This window comes from Roseovarius sp. THAF9 (assembly GCF_009363715.1).
Taxonomy (GTDB): Bacteria; Pseudomonadota; Alphaproteobacteria; order Rhodobacterales; family Rhodobacteraceae; genus Roseovarius.
The window spans coordinates 3,979,046-3,996,325 of record NZ_CP045404.1 but is presented as its reverse complement, the minus strand read 5'-3'; the positions used below and the strand labels follow the sequence as shown (position 1 = coordinate 3,996,325).

Annotated in this window: 12 protein-coding genes; 9 read left to right on the top strand and 3 right to left on the bottom strand. The window is 59.3% G+C overall.

What is annotated here, in order from left to right:
* Nucleotides 1–192: 192 nt before the first annotated feature.
* The 5 genes from dnaK (at nucleotide 193) to FIU86_RS19540 (ending at nucleotide 5,998) form a co-directional block, all read left to right on the top strand.
* Nucleotides 193–2,109: a molecular chaperone DnaK gene (gene dnaK / locus FIU86_RS19560; protein WP_152476688.1), complete on the top strand. Its 1,917-nt coding sequence runs from the start codon at nucleotides 193–195 to the stop codon at nucleotides 2,107–2,109.
* 65 nt (nucleotides 2,110–2,174) lie between these two features.
* Nucleotides 2,175–3,347, top strand: coding sequence for a molecular chaperone DnaJ (dnaJ, locus tag FIU86_RS19555; protein WP_152476686.1), 1,173 nt, complete (start codon nucleotides 2,175–2,177; stop codon nucleotides 3,345–3,347).
* 168 nt (nucleotides 3,348–3,515) lie between these two features.
* On the top strand, nucleotides 3,516–4,178 hold the full coding sequence (locus tag FIU86_RS19550; RefSeq protein WP_152476684.1) for a RadC family protein: 663 nt from the start codon (nucleotides 3,516–3,518) through the stop codon (nucleotides 4,176–4,178).
* Between the two features lie 132 nt (nucleotides 4,179–4,310).
* Entirely contained in the window at nucleotides 4,311–5,585 is a 1,275-nt protein-coding gene (locus FIU86_RS19545; protein WP_254703900.1) for a site-specific integrase, read from the top strand.
* Nucleotides 5,582–5,998: a nuclease gene (locus FIU86_RS19540; protein WP_152476682.1), complete on the top strand. Its 417-nt coding sequence runs from the start codon at nucleotides 5,582–5,584 to the stop codon at nucleotides 5,996–5,998. Before FIU86_RS19545 ends, FIU86_RS19540 begins: the two co-directional genes overlap by 4 nt.
* Before the next feature lie 138 nt (nucleotides 5,999–6,136).
* Here the strand turns inward: FIU86_RS19540 and FIU86_RS19535 are convergent, their stop codons facing one another.
* From FIU86_RS19535 to FIU86_RS19525, 3 genes are all read right to left on the bottom strand, one after another.
* Nucleotides 6,137–7,165, bottom strand: coding sequence for a hypothetical protein (locus tag FIU86_RS19535; RefSeq protein ID WP_152476680.1), 1,029 nt, complete (start codon nucleotides 7,163–7,165; stop codon nucleotides 6,137–6,139).
* A 71-nt stretch (nucleotides 7,166–7,236) separates the two neighbouring features.
* Nucleotides 7,237–11,223, bottom strand: a complete 3,987-nt coding sequence (locus FIU86_RS22905) for a hypothetical protein (protein WP_254703899.1) — start codon at nucleotides 11,221–11,223, stop codon at nucleotides 7,237–7,239.
* A gap of 91 nt (nucleotides 11,224–11,314) precedes the next feature.
* On the bottom strand, nucleotides 11,315–12,535 hold the full coding sequence (locus FIU86_RS19525) for an ATP-binding protein (RefSeq protein ID WP_152476679.1): 1,221 nt from the start codon (nucleotides 12,533–12,535) through the stop codon (nucleotides 11,315–11,317).
* Between the two features lie 428 nt (nucleotides 12,536–12,963).
* Between FIU86_RS19525 and FIU86_RS19520 the strand changes: the two genes are divergently transcribed.
* The 4 genes from FIU86_RS19520 to FIU86_RS19505 all read left to right on the top strand — a co-directional run bounded on the left by FIU86_RS19520 (nucleotide 12,964) and on the right by FIU86_RS19505 (nucleotide 17,263).
* The gene (locus FIU86_RS19520; RefSeq protein WP_254703898.1) at nucleotides 12,964–13,326 is read left to right on the top strand and encodes an XRE family transcriptional regulator; all 363 of its coding nucleotides are present in this window, start codon (nucleotides 12,964–12,966) and stop codon (nucleotides 13,324–13,326) included.
* 108 nt (nucleotides 13,327–13,434) lie between these two features.
* Nucleotides 13,435–14,673, top strand: coding sequence for an SIR2 family protein (locus FIU86_RS19515; protein WP_172977559.1), 1,239 nt, complete (start codon nucleotides 13,435–13,437; stop codon nucleotides 14,671–14,673).
* The gene (locus tag FIU86_RS19510; protein WP_152476675.1) at nucleotides 14,673–15,203 is read left to right on the top strand and encodes a hypothetical protein; all 531 of its coding nucleotides are present in this window, start codon (nucleotides 14,673–14,675) and stop codon (nucleotides 15,201–15,203) included. Before FIU86_RS19515 ends, FIU86_RS19510 begins: the two co-directional genes overlap by 1 nt.
* Nucleotides 15,200–17,263: an AAA family ATPase gene (locus FIU86_RS19505; protein WP_152476673.1), complete on the top strand. Its 2,064-nt coding sequence runs from the start codon at nucleotides 15,200–15,202 to the stop codon at nucleotides 17,261–17,263. Before FIU86_RS19510 ends, FIU86_RS19505 begins: the two co-directional genes overlap by 4 nt.
* The last annotated feature ends 17 nt before the right edge of the window (nucleotides 17,264–17,280 follow it).

The following is a 17,280-nucleotide window of genomic DNA, read 5'->3' as shown; positions in this document are numbered from 1 at the left end:
AATCCGCCAAATTAAAACCCGAATCCTGCGATTCACCGCTTTTCAACCGCTTGCAGGGTCATAGTCCCCTGCCTATATACCGTCCGAAGCGCAGAGACCGCTTTCGGGATCTGCAACTCACATGGTGGCCAGATGCCTTTGACGGGTCCGGTCGCCCCTCAATCGCCTTAAGAACAGAAGGGATCGAAAAACATGTCCAAAGTCATTGGTATTGACCTCGGAACCACCAACAGCTGCGTCGCCATCATGGATGGTAGCCAAGCGCGTGTCATCGAAAACTCCGAAGGTGCGCGGACCACGCCCTCGATCGTCGCCTTCACCGACGACGAGCGCCTTGTCGGCCAGCCGGCGAAACGCCAGGCGGTCACCAACCCCGAAAACACCATCTTCGGCGTCAAGCGCCTGATTGGTCGCCGCCAGGACGACAGCGATCTGGCCAAGGACAAGAAGAACATGCCGTTCGAAGTGATCGACGGTGGCAATGGCGACGCCTGGGTGCGCGCCAAGGGCGACAAGTATTCGCCCAGCCAGATCTCGGCCTTCATCCTCGGCAAGATGAAAGAAACCGCCGAAAGCTATCTCGGCGAGGAAGTGACGCAAGCTGTCATCACCGTGCCCGCCTACTTCAACGACGCCCAGCGTCAGGCCACGAAAGACGCCGGCAAGATCGCCGGCCTCGAAGTGCTGCGCATCATCAACGAGCCGACCGCGGCCGCACTGGCCTATGGCCTCGACAAGGAAGACACGCACACCATCGCGGTCTATGACCTTGGCGGCGGTACCTTCGACGTGACCATCCTCGAAATCGACGAGGGCCTGTTCGAAGTGAAGTCCACCAACGGCGACACGTTCCTCGGCGGTGAAGACTTCGACATGCGCATCGTCAACTACCTTGCCGACGAGTTCAAAAAGGAACACGGCGTCGACCTGACTAAGGACAAGATGGCGCTGCAACGTCTGAAAGAGGCGGCCGAGAAAGCCAAGATCGAGCTTTCCAGCTCGTCGCAAACCGAGATCAACCAGCCGTTCATCTCGATGGGCTCCGATGGCTCACCGCTGCACATGGTCATGAAACTGACCCGCGCCAAGCTGGAAAGCCTGGTGAATGACCTCGTCACCAACTCGCTCAAGCCCTGCAAGGCCGCGCTCAAGGATGCGGGCATCTCGGCTGGCGACATCGACGAGATCGTTCTCGTCGGCGGCATGACCCGTATGCCCAAGGTCGTCGAGGAAGTGACCAAGTTCTTCGGCAAGGAGCCGCACAAGGGCGTGAACCCGGACGAGGTGGTCGCGATGGGCGCCGCCATTCAGGCCGGCGTTCTGCAAGGTGACGTCAAGGATGTCGTCCTGCTCGACGTGACCCCGCTCTCGCTCGGCATCGAGACCCTCGGTGGCGTCTTCACACGCCTGATCGACCGCAACACCACGATCCCGACCAACAAGTCGCAGATCTTCTCTACCGCCGAAGACAACCAGTCGGCCGTGACGATCCGCGTCTTCCAGGGCGAGCGTGAGATGGCGGCGGACAACAAGATTCTGGGTCAGTTCAACCTCGAGGACATTCCGCCGGCACCGCGCGGTATGCCCCAGATCGAGGTGACCTTCGACATCGACGCCAACGGCATCGTCTCTGTTTCGGCCAAGGATAAAGGCACTAACAAGGAGCAGAAAATCACGATCCAGGCATCGGGCGGTCTGTCCGAGGAAGACATCGACAAGATGGTCAAGGACGCCGAGGCCAACGCCGACGCGGACAAGGAACGCCGCGCCTTGGTCGAGGCCCGCAACCAGGCCGAAAGCCTTATCCACTCGACCGAAAAGTCGATGGAAGAGCATTCGGACAAGGTCGATCCGTCCACCATCGAGGCCATCGAACTGGCCATCTCGGCCCTCAAGGACGACCTCGAGAAAGAGGATGCCACAGCCGACAAGATCAAGGCCGGCATCCAGAACGTGACCGAGGCCGCCATGAAACTGGGCGAGGCGATCTACAAGGCCAGCCAGGAAGACGGCGATGACGAGCCTGCGGGCGCCGACGAAATGGGCAAAGACGACGAAGACATCGTCGACGCCGATTTCGAGGACCTCGACAACGATAAACGCGCTTAAGCGTCAAACGGACAGGCAGGGGGCGCATCCGTGCCCCCTGCTCTCCGATATAAAGGAGACATCCGATGGCCAAACGCGATTATTACGAGGTTCTTGGCGTGTCCAAGGGCGCCAATGCCGACGAGATCAAGAAAGCCTACCGCACCAAGGCCAAAGAGCTTCACCCCGACCGCAATAAGGACAACCCCGACGCCGAGAAGCAATTCAAGGAAGCGGGCGAAGCCTATGACATCCTGAAGGACGCCGAAAAGAAGGCGGCCTATGACCGTTTCGGCCACGCGGCCTTCGAAGGCGGTACAGGTGCCGGCGCGCGGCCCGGTGGCGGGTTCGGCGGGGCAGGCGGCCCCGGTCAGGGCGATTTCGCCAGCGCGTTTTCCGACGTGTTCGACGACCTGTTCGGCGACTTCATGGGCGGCGGTGCCCGTGGCGGTCCCGGCGGACGTCAGCGCGCGGCGCGTGGCGCTGACCTGCGCTACAATCTGCGCGTCGATCTGGACGAAGCGTACCGCGGCCTGCAAAAGACCATCAACGTGCCCACCTCGGTCAAATGCGATTCCTGTGACGGGTCCGGGGCCGAAGGCGGCGTCGAACCGACGACATGTCCGACCTGTTCGGGCATGGGCAAGGTCCGTGCGCAACAGGGCTTCTTCACGGTCGAACGCACCTGCCCCACATGTTCGGGCCTCGGCCAGATCATCAAGAACCCCTGCAACACCTGCGGCGGCCAAGGCCGCACGCAACAGGACCGTTCGCTTTCGGTGAACATCCCCGCAGGCGTCGAAACCGGCACCCGCATCCGCCTCGCCGGCGAGGGCGAGGCCGGAATGCGCGGCGGCCCCGCAGGCGATCTTTACATTTTCATCGAAGTTGCGCCCCACAAGATCTTCGAGCGTGAGGACACCAACCTTTTCTGCCGCGTGCCCGTCTCGGTCGCCAAGGCCGCGCTCGGCGGCGATATCGAGGTCCCCACGATCGACGGCGGCCGCAGCCGGGTCAAGATCCCCGAGGGCTCGCAATCGGGCCGGCAAATGCGCCTGCGCGGCAAAGGTATGCCCGCCCTGCGCGGCGGCGGTCACGGCGACATGTTCATCGAACTGGCGGTGGAAACACCCGTCAACCTGACCTCGCGGCAAAAGGAAATCCTCAAGGAATTCGACACGCTGTCAGAGGACAACAATCCCGAAACCAAGAGCTTCTTCAAATCGGTGAAGGGTTTCTGGGACTCGATGAAAAGCTAAAGCGCAAACCTCATCCACGGGTCTGACCTTCGGAACTCTGACGGCATGAGATCCCTGATCAGATCCGGGATGGCGTTGCGCCAGCGCAAAGCCCCGCCCCGGGCCTGACCCGGGGCCTCTCTTCCGGCATTAACCATTCACTAACCTTCCCGCGTCACCTTCGGGCCCATGTCCGACGACTCGCGCGCCTTCAAGGAAATGTCCCTGCCGCTCTTCGACAGCGACGAGGTGCCCGTCTCCGCGAACGCGTCCGGCAAACAACCCTCCTACATTCGCGACCACCGCAAGCGCCTTCGCGACCGCTTCATCTCCGGCGGCGCCGACGCGCTGCCGGATTACGAGATGCTTGAACTCGTGCTCTTTCGCGCCATCCCCCGGCGTGACGTCAAACCGCTGGCCCATGCCCTGCTTGAACAGTTCGGCAGCTTTAACGCGGTCATCTCCGCCCCTTCCGACCAGCTTTGCACCGTTCCGGGTGTCGGCGAGGCCGTGATCTGCGAACTCAAAGTGGTCGAGGCCGCCGCCCACCGGCTCGCGCGGTCGCGCGTCGCCCGGCGCCCCATCGTCTCCAGCTGGGATGCGCTGCTGGAATACTGCCATACGGCCATGGCGCACCGGGATATCGAACAGTTCCGCGTCTTCTACCTGGATCGCCGCAACACGCTTATCGCCGACGAGGAACAGGCGCGCGGCACCGTCGATCACGTGCCGGTCTATCCGCGCGAAGTCGTCAAGCGCGCGCTGCATCTCAACGCCAGCGCGCTGATCCTCGTGCACAACCACCCCACTCGGCCATTTGGATCACACTCGATCACATACAATACCGCATAAACACTATGATTTGTGGCGATTATTCCTCTTGCGCACTGGGGGCGGTAATGGCAAATTGGGGGTGGTAATAGGGGTAGAAAACGGCTTCCCGATCCCAGCAACCGATCCCGGTTTCTCCTCACCGATCCCAGTATGGAAGTAGGAGAAATTGCTGTGCCCGCCCTGACTGATCGCTCAATCCAACATGCATTGAAACGCGTCGAGCAGCGTCAAAAACAAGAGAACCTGGCGGACGGCGAAGGACGCGGAACAGGTCGGCTCGTACTCGTACTGAAGCCCATGCCGACCCGCGTCACCGCCGACTGGATGGCTCAGCAGTGGCGTGACGGAAAACGAACAAAGAAGAAGATCGGCGCCTATCCCTCGATGTCGCTGCGGGAAGCACGCAAGATATTTTCCCGCGATTTCGCCAACGTCATTCAGAAGGGCCGCAGCATCAAAATCGCGACTGATACCCGCCCCGGAACGGTCGCCGACTTGTTCCAAGGATATGTCGCCAATCTTCGGGATGCGGGAAAACCATCCTGGAAGGAGACAGAAAAAGGGCTCAACAAGATCGCCGACACACTCGGTCGCAACCGGCTTGCACGAGAAATTGAGCCCGAGGAAATCGTTGAGCTTATTCGCCCGATTTACGAACGCGGCGCCCGTTCGATGGCCGACCACGTCCGATGCTATATTCATGCGGCTTACAGTTGGGGAATGAAGTCGGACAACGACTACCGCAACACCTCCCCTCGCCGCTTCCGAATTCCGTTCAATCCCGCTTCCGGCATCCCTACCGAACCAAAGGTTCAGGGGACACGCTGGCTGACCGAAGAGGAGTTCGTGCAACTCTATCGCTGGCTCGAATGCCCCGATACGCCGGTGACACCTTCCTATCTACGCGCGATGCAAGTCCTCATGCTCACGGGGCAGCGCGTTGAAGAAATTGCCAGGTTGCACGTCGACCAGTGGGACGCAGAAGAACGGATCATAGATTGGTCGACAACAAAGAACCTCCAACCGCATGCGGTGCCCGTTCCTTCGCTGGCGGCGGAACTCATCGAGTCCATCAAGCCGAATGAGCATGGATGGTTTTTCCCGTCCGCAAAGGACGCCTCCAAGCCTGTGAGCCATGGCACACTCTATAGCTTTGTCTGGCGCCAGCGTGACCGCGGCGTCATCCCTTACGTCACGAACCGCGACTTGCGTCGGACCTTCAAGACGCTCGCCGGCAAGGCGGGCGTCCCGAAAGAGATACGAGACCGCCTTCAGAATCACGCCCTCCAAGACGTCAGTTCAAAGAACTATGATCGGTGGAACTACATGCCCGAGAAGCGCGCAGGCATGGCGAAATGGGACAAGTTTGTCCGTGCCCTGCTCGCAGAAAAGAAGGCCAGCCGGCCTAAGAGGCGAGCGGCGTGACGTCCGGGCATCTCATCTTCGCGGCATCGATTGCTGCCTGCCTATCGACACCGGCACTGGCTGACCCCTGCGAAGGCCGTCTACCGACACAGGCCGGCGCAGAAATTTCCGGCATAGTCCGCTATGTCGGAGACGGCGACAGCCTCTGTGTGGGCAAGACTGCCGATCCAGACGAATGGATCGAAATCCGCCTGTCAGACTTCAATGCACCGGAACTCTACGGGCCTGGTGGAGGCGCAGCGAAAGCCGCCCTCGTTCGCGTCGCCCTCCATCACGCCGCCGTCTGCATCACCGAAGCGGGCCGCAACGGGCGCGTGGTCTCCTTCGATCGCGTGATTGCTCGTTGCCGGATAGGCCACAGGAACGTGGGTGATCTCCTTCGCGCCGAAGGAATCGCGGAGGGCGGCGATTGACCGACTGCGCAAAGCTATTTCGCGTTCAGCTTCTGCCTTTGGGCTGTCGTCAGAACCGAATTGTCTTTTTGCAATCGGCGCTCCTTCTATTCTTCTGCAAATTCAGGTGGCGCTTCGGGCAACTGCCCTCCTTCCCGTTCAGCTCCCGATCAACGCTTCAGTTGAAGGCTGTTGCTGGAAAAGCCAAAGCGGAAGCCGGCTACTCTTGAAATCCCAAGCGGCGAGCGGTGCGAACCACTCGGGCACCGCCCTGCCGTTGAGCTGGATGACCTGGTCTCCGTCCACCGTTCTGGTCGCGAAATACCGCGTAAAGATCCGGCTCGCCCATCCAATCCCATCAAAACCTTGATCGGAGGGCTCCTCGGGGTTGGCTACAAACTCGACTCCCGCGAAGCCGTCATCTCCCATGATGGCGAATGGACCGTCCACCGGCCACTCGCCGTACAGGAAGAGTATCTCAGCCAGGCGGCGATCCCGAGGATCAGCCAGTTCCACATCGCCGCTATAGACCTTAGCGGATCCGATGATGAATTCGGCCAGCCCCTCGGCGCTTAGGGTGCGGGGCTTATCTGTAGCGGCGCCGAGAACGAGCCGCAGCGGTGGCCTGGTGCAGATCGACACATCGCCGAGACGGCCGAACTCGTTGGCCATGATCGCCTCCGTCATAGTAATCCGAAGGCCACCGTCGGACCGCAGAAACGGTTTAGGCGCAATCACCGTCCAGAGGTTCCAGCGAGACCAGTAGATAGCGAGGCGCAATGGCACGCACACTGCATCAGCGTAGGCTTGCAAGGAGGTGAGGTACGTTGCGGACATCGACGTCCGCTGCCTCTTCGGGTCTTCGCATCGGACGTTTTTCACCTCAATGAGCCATTGTTCGCCATCGTCGAGCACAACCCGAAAATCGGGCGCTCGAAAACTCGTCGCGGCGTGGACTCGTCCAATATCCTCTGTTTTCAATAGTCGGAATTTTCCGAGGCTGAGCACCATCGCCTCGAACATGCGTTCCGTTCGTGCGCCATGAATAAGGGTAAGATCAGCCAAAGCCGTCTTCAGACTGGGAGCCGCGTCAGCAAAGAATTTGTCGACCAAAGCCGGGTCGTTGAGCGCTAAATTGTTCTGCTGAGCATATTTGGCCACCAAGGCTAACAGATCGAAGGCCTTCATCGCCGGTCTCTCATTCTTAGGTGGCGGCGTCACGCGATATCTCCGATTTTCCTATGGCGTCGGCGATAGGCTCACTCCTTGGCGATTTTTTCATTGAGCCATTCCTGGACCACCTTTCTGATGCGGATATGCCCCAAGTCGCTGAGTGCAGATGCCGGCAGCTGTTCTCCATCGGCTAGATCGAGAAGCCGACTCGCAGCATGGCCTTTTTCAAGCAACGCAAGTAGCCCGGTAGCCGCTTCACGGTCACGGTCGGCAAGTCCGAAAGCACCTAGCAACAACAGCGCGCGGCGCTTTGTTGAGTGCGCAATCCGCTCCATCGTGCCGACGACAGCATCGACCTGTCCATGCACCGCAAGCAATACGCAGGCAGACGCGGCCAACGGCGGTGGCAGTCTTAATATGAGCTTGGCATCTATTGCATCGAGGATTTCGGTTTCGACAACGTCCGCAACGGTCAAGGCGTCAATTGCGTCGACACGTACCCAGCGGGCCTGGTTGATGAGGGCCAGGTCCCAAATCTTTTTTCGGATCGCTGGACCGCAACATTGCGCGGATGTGTTCAGCGCCTTCATGCCAAGCGAGCGATCATCTGTGCGCTCGGCCAGATTCAATAGCGCTTCCCCAATCTCATCCGTCAGGCTGCCATAGGCAGCGAGCCCGCCTATCGCCTCGCGGGCAATAGGATAGGATGGCGGTTCGTTGTAGAATGCTGCAGCGTCGGACCAGTCATCGTTCATCAGTCGGACCAGCACACGTTGATGCGCTGGATGTGGCCGATCTGCAAGAACGCGAACCAGGGTCCGACGGACACGACTACCAGGATCTAGCGAAAGGTCCAGTATTCGCTTCGGCAGAGGATCTGGTAGCGTAGACGAAAGATACTCGATGACCGCCTCGCGAGCATCCGCCCGTGCATGTCCGAGCGCAAGCCAAGCCAAGGCATCGTCGTTGATGGCAATTGCGGCCTCCGCGGCTGCCTTGGAGAGCTGAAAGTCCTCTGTTTCGAGAAGCCAACGGCGAATAGCAGCCGAAGAAGTGGCGCCACTGGCAATCATTACCGGTACGATCTTGGCGAGGACAAAGGGCGGCGCCGTTGTGGCAGCTGCGCTCAGTAACGCCAGGGCTGTTTCGCCAACAGCACCCGGAGGCTTGTCCTTGACGGGAAGCGCCTCGAATATTTCAGTGCCAGCGTTTGGAAGCGATATCAGAACAGGCTTCAGGCGAAGCGCGCGGCTCTTTCCAGAAATCCGACGGCTCGTCCCATGCATGTCCACCAAGATCTGGACGAACAACGCGGGCGCTGTCGACAATTGTTCAAAGCAGAACGTCAGCGTGGCAGGCGCCTTTATCAAAGCGCAATAAACAAGCGCGGCGCGTACATCCTCGTCATCAGGACTAGACAGGATACGTTGTTCAAGGTCCGGCGCCAGCGAAGGTTTCCAGTGTTCGCACGCTGCTTCCCAGGCATATTCCTCGTCATCGCTGGTCTGCGTAGTAGCGATGACGGCCCGAATCTCTTCCAACGAGACCGGCCCGCCCGCTTTTCTGACATCGTCGGCCCATGCGCGGCCCATTTCAGATACGCGACGATGATCTGCCAAGGTTTGCCAGCGGCCAAGGAATCGAATTTGCCGCACATAAGTCTCTACGAAAATTCCGGCGGCATACCCGTCATCTTCGTGATGTGACTGGTAGCCTTCCTCGTGAGCCTCATCACATTCGCCGTCTCTGATCGCGCGCCATTGTTCGTTGCCCTCCCGCTCATAATACCGTTTAAGACTCGCAAATTCGTCAAGCGCGGCATTGAGCACACTCTCGTAACTATCCAAGTCCCGCACCGCGCCAACCGCCACAGCGCTGACGTTTCTGTCGAAGCCGGAGGTGACCAGCTTGTGTGACGCCGCAACGAATGCGGGTGTCAGATCGCTCGCAAGTCGATCAAGTTTGCTTGCGAAGTCATTGCCGAAGCCGTCCCGGTCCTGTGGAAGTTGCTCACGAACAAAGCGGTCAGCGATTGTGAACGTCCGTGGGTCAGCCGAGACCCGCTCGTACCATTCATCATCGAAAGTCGGAGGTTTCCACGTGTCGAGGAAGAACTGTCCGCCGCGTCGAATGCCCTTGATGAACCAACGTGCAAGTTCCGAAGGAGCCGACGTTTGCCGACCCACATCGGAGCTCAGTTGCAGCACAGAGCGAAATTCACTTTGAGGATCGACGAGGCTCTCCTCGAGCCATCCATCGATCGCCGCGCGGCTGGCAGGGTCGGCCTCGAACTCCGCGTCGATTTTTTCAGCGCCGGCAATGAGATCGATGATTGCTTTGAACGCACGGGCTGCAGTTTCAAGTGCCCAGCCCCGATGCGAACCGGTCATTTGGGTCAGGGCCGAAATCATCGCCATGAAGGCAGCTTCGCTGCGCCCCCAGGTCTCCAGTATGAATATTTCGAAACCTGCGCGTACGCTCGGATGCGAGAAGCTAACGGTCTGGCCCGGTTGACGCAGATGCCGCGTGGCGACCAGCCGATCTACCAGCTTCTCCAGCCCGTCGATGAAAGCGGGCTCGATGAGCCGCAGTTTCCGACTAAGGCCAATAAGCTGACTGCGATCGAATTGTGATCGCGCCGCAAGCAACGCCCAAACGACCGCCGCCGTCCCAGTTTGATCACTGGCTTTTAAATAAGCAACGACAACGTCTTCGACTGCATCGCGATGTGCCAGCCCTAAAATCCGGCGGTAGAACGCCTGATCCACCTCATCTGCCTCCGGGCCGTCAGCCAGATGCGTAAAAAACAGATCGACCTCAAATGGCGTTTCGAGCGCGTCTAACGCATCCTTTCGGAACTCCATCGCCTTGGCCTGACGCTCGCTCGCCAGTTGCTCAAGGCGTTTATCGTAAATCCTTGCGAGTTCCCCATCGCGATATTGATCCGCATCCAGAACTACTGACCAGCGTTTGAGGCCTTGGTCAGCTCTTGCCTGACCGAGCATGTCAGATCGCGAGGTGACGACGTACTGATGCCCGCCATGTGCTTCCCGCAACAGCCTGGGAAGCTGTTCCGTCCATTCGTCGGCACCGCCCCGGAGGCTATATTGCCCCCATGGATCCTCGACGTAAAAGAGCTTTGGTCCAGTGTCCGTAAGGGTCCTTGTGCTCGAAGGGCCATTGTTCACATTGACTTGTATGATTTCAGGCGCAGACGGCCGCTGCCGCGCCCGGTCAATCAGCGCCAACGCTGTCCAGGTCTTGCCCGTACCAGAAGGTCCTGAAATCACGATGGCATTCCGCTGCTCAAGCAGATTTTCCAAGTCGCCAAAATTGGTCGGCGGCACGAATGACTCGAGCTGCGGAGCGCTGGCCAGATACCCACCGCAACCGCGTATGACGCTCAGAAGATCCTCTCGCGTCCATACGCCTGGGCTCGTCCCGCGCATGCGCCGAAGCGCCTCATCCCTAAGCCGCGCACGGCATTCAGTTTGCCGGCTCTTGGGCACGCGCAGCAACGAACCGAGGATATCGTTTATCTCGAGATCAAGAAGGCGTTCGCTGAGAACACCCCAAATGGCAATTCGACCCGCTGGTGAATGGGGTAAAGTCGACGAGAGGCTGGCCGGAAAGGTGTGCTCCTCTGGCCATTCTTCTAACCCACCGACCATCAGATCGCGCGTCACGCCGGTGGTGTCGGCGTTGGTAACCAACAAGTAGCGCGTGCCGGAGTCATCAAGATGGTGCCTTGCCGGTCGGCGCTTCTTTCCATGCCTGAGCAGTGCCTTGAAACTGGCGATCGACCAAGGACCCGTATTACGGAGTTTGATCTGAACGACGAGCTTGTAGCCGTCGGACATATTGGCGCTCGGCTGGACACGGCCCGGCGTTGCCGGTTCGAGGTCGGACTCCAGATCTTCTTCGATTGCAGGTTCGAGCGTAATCTGGGCGGCCGACTTCGTGATCAGCATCAATCTGAGGGCCGTCAGCACCGACACGCCGATCTGGTATTCGAAGCCGTCTAGCGCTGCGTCGGCCCCGCCCGATGATGACGTTGCATCCGGCGCCCTCAAATCCCAACCCTCAGTGTTGCCGACGGCCTAGACATGAAATGTCGTGAAAATTGCCCAGTTCTCTCCTTCGTCTTTCTCATACGAATAGACCTCAACCCCACAGCGATGACAGTGGCGCTGCTGCCAGTTTGTCACCGAACGGCACGACATCCGCGCTGTCGTAGAGCACGGTGCCGAAAGCGAAACGGTCTCCGCAAGCCTCCGCCAGTGCACGCAATCCGGCGAAGTCGCCGGATTTAACCGTAGCGCTTGCCTTCACCTCGATGCCGGCGATCATCCCGTCGTCACGCTCCAGCACGATGTCGACCTCGCGCATATCCCGGTCCCGAAAGTGATGCGGCGTCAGCCGCTGGTCCGAGGCCGTCATCAGCTTGAGCACTTCCGAGAACACGAAGCTTTCCAGCAGGGCGCCGAACGTCCCGCGATCCGCCTTCACCCTGTCGAAGGTCAGGCCGCGCGCACTCGCCAGCAGGCCGGAATCGAGGAAATGCAGCTTCGGTGTCTTGACGATGCGCTTCAGCGCATTGGTGAACCAGGGTTGCAGCGTCGCGATCAGAAAAACCTGTTCGAGCAATCCGACATAGCGCTGCCCGGTCTTGTGGCTGACATTGATGCCGGCCCCGAATTGCGAATAATTGACCAACTGGCTCGAGTGTTCTGCCAGCAGGCGCACGAATTTCGGAAGCTCAGTCAGTTTCTCTACATCCGCGATGTCCCTGAGATCGCGGGTGAGGATCGAGGTGAGGTAGGACCGTGCCCAGTCCTGCCTTCGCCGCTCGGTTTGTCGTGCAATCGCCTCGGGAAATCCGCCGAGCAAGACGGCGCTGACGAGATCGTCACCAATGATTGCGTTGCGCTGGTTTTGCAGCTTTCCTTCGTACAGGCGTTCCAGGAAGGTCGGTTTCTTGCCCTCGATCTCGGCCCTCGCCAGCGGCAGCATCTGGAGCGTTTCCATCCGGCCGGCGAGGCTGTCGGCGATCCGCGGCAGGGTCAGGACATTGGCCGAGCCCGTGAGAAGAAAACGGCCGGGACGGTAATCCTCGTCGACTGTCTTTTTGATCGCGAGCAACAGGTTCGGGGCGCGTTGGATCTCGTCGATGATGGCAATGTCCAGTCCGCGGATAAACCCGGTCGGATCGGACTGGGCAGCGTCCAACACGGTCTGGTCGTCCAGCGTGATGTAGCTGCGGCCAGCTTCCCCCATCTTCTTGACCAGCGTCGTCTTGCCCGCCCGGCGTGGCCCCACAATGAGAACCACGGGCGTATCCGAAAGGGCTTCCTCTGCCCGACGCTCTACAAACCGCTTGAACATCCAATCTCCGAGTCTCCGGCAATTGGAACTATCCGTGTCGGCTGATTGGAAGTCAATGTCCCGCTAATTGGAACTTACCGCTCCGCTCGTTGGGAGAGCCTTTAGAGGGAAGACCATGCAGTGAACCTGCAAGGCAACCTGGCGCTACATGTCGCTGGTGCCGTTCCTGCCATAGAGAAGGCTTGTCGGCGCCTACCCCATACGTCGCCATGAACCTGACAACGCGCCTTGCGCGGAGGGCGGCAACTGACCGACTGCCCACAGCTCTTGACAAAATATAGCTTGGAGGCTATATGCCAAAGCAGGTCAACCTGCATGATGGCCAGTGGCGAGGGGCTTTCGACTCGAAAGGAAGGGCGATTATCCTCGTCAGACAAGCGGTTTTCCGCACACTTGGATAGGCTGGCGTCTGCGAAAAAGGACCGATCATGATGGGCAGAGACATACATAAGATTATCGCGACCCTTCCTGAAGATCATCAGCAGGAAGTGGCGGCCCGCGCCGACGAACTCAAGCAGGAAATCGAAGGCCTTCAAGAACTGCGCAAACTTGCCGGAAAGGCGCAGGATGAAGTTGCCGATGTTCTCAAGATAAAACAACCATCGGTCTCCAAGATCGAAAAACAAGCTGATATGTACCTCTCGACGTTGCGCAGCTATGTCGAAGCAATCGGCGGCAAGCTAGAACTGACCGTGAGACTTCCATCTCGGCCGCCAATAATCATACAACACCTGGGTGATATTGCTCGGAGTTCGACGGAAAAGGCCGCTCGCCGTGGAGGCACCAAATAGATTTCATGCTGTCCGGGGGGAGCAGATTTGAGTCCGGAGACAACAACAAGACTACTCGCATCAATGAACGCCGGGCGCCTGCTCGTGGTTTGTGGAGCCGGTCTATCGATGGCAACGCCAAGCAACCTGCCCTCCGCGCGAGCGGTTGCAGAAAAATGCTTTGACAAATATCGCCTTGAGTCCGATCCGAACTGCGACCTCGCACTGCGTCAAGATCTGGAGGCCCTCGCGGAGCATTTCGCCGGCCTGAACACATTGAAATCCGTATTCATCGAGCATCTGGTCCCGTGGCCGGATTTCGTACGGCCGTCAAATGCCGGCCACGCCGCCATCGCGGACTTCCTGATCACACGAGCCGCCGTTGCCGGTATTTCCAGCAACTATGACACGCTTATTGAGAGGCGGGCCTGGGATTATGGTTCCGAATTTCGGGGATCTTTGGATGGCGACGAGGCCATGGTCGACGCCACTCATCGAGGCCCGCTGCTCAAGTTCCACGGTTGCGAGAATCGGGACCGAAATTCTACCGTCTGGGCGCCATCGCAGCTTGCCGACCAGACGATTGCCGCGCGCATAGACAAGAGCAAAACCTGGATGGCGGCAAACCTGAGGCAAAAAGACCTCCTGGTCGTCGGCTTCTGGTCGGACTGGGACTATCTAAATGCGGTGCTCGGCACAGCACTCGTCGACGTGCAACCGCTATCCGTCACGGTCGTCGATCTCTCTCCCACCGACGCCCTGAAAGATAAAGCTCCCGATCTTTGGAATATCGCTCATGCCGAGAATGTGGTCTTCGAGCATGTGCAGGAATCCGGCGCCGACGTCCTTGATGATCTAAGACGCGCATATTCCACGAGTTATCTGCGGCAAGTTCTCGCCGCCGGAAAAGACGCTATCGAGGAAGCCACCGGCGCTCCCTGCAATCCCGACTGGCTCATCATGGAGGAATTTGACAGCGAGACTCTCTATGCATGGCGAAGAGACGCCGAGGGCGTTTCAAGCGCCGAACCCGCCACTCGGATCCGTCCCGGCAACGGCGAAACACTCGGATTTTTCCATCTTCTGCTCCGGCGAGCGGGCGCTGTCGAGCGGGCGGGCGGGTACGATTTGAACGGACGCATGATACGCGTCATCAACGGCGCCGATCGCATCCTGGGCTCGCTTCGCGCCCGCTTCATAGAGCCCCCGACGGCGATCACAGCGGACATTGTGGTCGCCGTGGGCGCTACCGATCTCGGTGTTCCCAGCAACGTCGTGCGTGGCGGACGCGCTGGCGACGTTGTGCGGCCTGGAGCTGCCGGGACATGGGTGGACCTACCAAGCGCGCGGGCGGAGCTGAACATCTGATGGATATTCCAACGCAAGTCGAAATCGTCCTGAGGGATGCCCAATATGATACTTGGGTCTCAACCGGCACGTCGTCGCCGGTCACATGCTTTGAGAGCGCCGCCCTCATGGGCTTTGTGCATGTTTTCGACTCTGCCCGCGCTTTGCTTGACGAATGGGAGACGAGACAAAAACATGTTCTCGCGCGGCATTCGGCTGCCTTGCGCGCGGCCGGAGCAAAAGCCTGGAACGTTTATTCCCTGTTTCTCACCGCTGAGTCGGCTCCCGACCAAACGCGCGCCATCGAGACGATAGAGGAAGACTTTGAGCTCACGCGCAAGATCGCGCGCGAGTCTGTCCGCACCGTCGACGATGTCGAGCGGGCGTTGCTGCCGCTGATTTCCGTTCGTTCCAAACCGTCCTTGGGCGCGTCAAATTTCAACGACCGACTTCGCGCCAGACTGAAGGACTTGCCGCCAGAAGCTGTAACAGCATTCTTGGGCGATACTTCAAGCATCGAGGTCGCGCGAATTCTCGGAGAAGACTCGTGAGGATCGACTTTCTGGAACTCTGCGGCTTTCGAGGTTTTCGCGACAAGGTGCGCGTCGAGTTCGGTAGCGGTTTCACGATCATTACCGGACGCAACGGTGTCGGCAAAAGCACGCTTTGCGACGCCGTCGAGTTCGCGATTACGGGATCGATCGAAAAATACACGGTCGAAAAAGCGGCGAAAGAAAGCCTCAGCGATTATCTGTGGTGGAGAGGGGCCGGAAAACCTGACGCACATTATGTCACCGTCTCGTTCCTTTCCGATGAGGACAAGCCGTTTACGATCACGCGTTCCAGAGAAAGCGGTGCCGATCGTTCGGTCGAGGAAATCCACGCCGCCTTATGCGCCGGCGCAGCGCCGGATGACGCGCTCAGGCAACTTACGCGAACATCCATCATTCGAGACGAATGGATTGCCGCTCTCAGTCTAGACCTGACCGAAACCGAGCGGTTTGATCTGGTCCGCTCAGCGCTGGGAGCGGTCGAGGACACGGAATCGGCAGCCAAAGCCAAGGAAGTCGTAGCCGCTGCGGACAAAGCGCATGCGCGCAATGAAGAGATATACGAGGCTGCACGATCAAGGCTGTCAGATCGCATCGCGCAACAGTCAGAGGCCGAAGCTGCCCTGAGCCGATCGGGCGATCTAGCGGCCGCACTGCAAACAGTTTCCACCGCGATATCGAACGTATCGTCGGACGTCACGTCCCAGCTCGAGAGTGGGCGAACCGCCCTCGCCGACCGACGGACCCGGCTCGCGCATATGAGCGAAGCGCTGCAATTGGCACGCGAGCTTGAGATTGAACAAAAGACGTTCAATAGCCAGGAAGCGGTCGACGAACGACGAGCGGCGCTCACCGGTCGAGATTCCGCACAAAAGGCCAAAGATGATGCTGACGCTGCCGTTACCGAAGCCGAACGTCGGCTCACACAGGAAGAAGACGCCGACGCTGTCGCGGCATCCCTCACACTTCTAGTAGAGCATGGCGAGCGCCTGGGTCTACATGAAGACCACTGCCCATTGTGTGCGGCACACAGAACTTCCGAGGAGTTTTCGGCCGGTTTAGAAGCCGCACGCCGGCGCATCGCAACTCTTTCATCCGGCGTCCAAGCGGCCCGAGACGCTCTCGCCGCAGCTAGGGAAGCCGCGCGACAACCGTCACTCGATCTCGATGCCGCCGAGGAAATGGTCCGCTCCCACACCGAGGCGGAGCAAAGACTTAGGGCGCAGGAAGAAGCACATGTCGAGTTCTTCGATCTGAATGACTTGGACCATCAGTTTATCAGTGACGTCGATGGTCTCGAAAGGGAAATCGGTCGTGAACGGGATCTGTTGATCGATCTGGAACGTGCCCTGCACGTCCTGGATGCGTCTCAATCCGTATCCCGCATTTCATCGATCGAATCAGACATCGCCGGGCTGCGCTCCGAAATCGACAGCCTTGCCGACGCCGTCAGCCAATCGCAGAGCGCTGCAACGGCAGCCCGTGAAATCGAACGAAGCGTAAAACGCGTGAGCGCAGAGATAATCGACGAACGTCTCGCTCAAATCAGTCCGTTGCTTAACGAGCTGTACCAGCGTCTGCGTCCTCACGCCGATTGGCGCACCATCGATTATAGCATCCGGGGCGATGTACGCCGATTCCTTAGCCTCAAGGTCGGCGACGGGCTCAATCCGCAATTTGTCTTCAGCAGCGGCCAGCGCCGAGCCGCCGGCTTGGCGTTCCTGTTGTCCGTTCATCTTTCTCGCGGCTGGACACCTTTGAGATCGCTGCTTCTCGACGACCCAGTCCAGCATATCGACGATTTCAGAGCACTGCAGCTCGTGGAGGTCCTCGCCGCTTTGCGCGTCGACGGACGTCAGATTATTTGCGCGGTCGAGGACCCTGCCCTCGCCGACCTCTTATGCCGCCGTTTGCATAGCACCCCATCGCAGAGCGGCCGGCGTATCGATATTGATCTCGGGCCGAAAGGTTCGAATGTTCTCGTCAACGATACTGAGATCGCCCCTATGCCTGTCGGGGTCTTGCGGCGCGATGGAGGTCTTCAGGTCGTAGGAAACTGAGAATTGGGTTTTGAGAA

Coding starts and splice junctions, on each gene's coding strand:
- dnaK (WP_152476688.1), top strand. CDS start 193: ATGTCCAAAGTCATTGGTATTGACCTCGGAACCACCAACAGCTGCGTC.
- FIU86_RS19535 (WP_152476680.1), bottom strand. CDS start 7,165: ATGAAGGCCTTCGATCTGTTAGCCTTGGTGGCCAAATATGCTCAGCAG.
- FIU86_RS19525 (WP_152476679.1), bottom strand. CDS start 12,535: ATGTTCAAGCGGTTTGTAGAGCGTCGGGCAGAGGAAGCCCTTTCGGAT.
- FIU86_RS19510 (WP_152476675.1), top strand. CDS start 14,673: ATGGATATTCCAACGCAAGTCGAAATCGTCCTGAGGGATGCCCAATAT.
- FIU86_RS19520 (WP_254703898.1), top strand. CDS start 12,964: ATGATGGGCAGAGACATACATAAGATTATCGCGACCCTTCCTGAAGAT.
- FIU86_RS19550 (WP_152476684.1), top strand. CDS start 3,516: ATGTCCGACGACTCGCGCGCCTTCAAGGAAATGTCCCTGCCGCTCTTC.
- FIU86_RS19545 (WP_254703900.1), top strand. CDS start 4,311: ATGGAAGTAGGAGAAATTGCTGTGCCCGCCCTGACTGATCGCTCAATC.
- FIU86_RS19515 (WP_172977559.1), top strand. CDS start 13,435: ATGGCAACGCCAAGCAACCTGCCCTCCGCGCGAGCGGTTGCAGAAAAA.
- dnaJ (WP_152476686.1), top strand. CDS start 2,175: ATGGCCAAACGCGATTATTACGAGGTTCTTGGCGTGTCCAAGGGCGCC.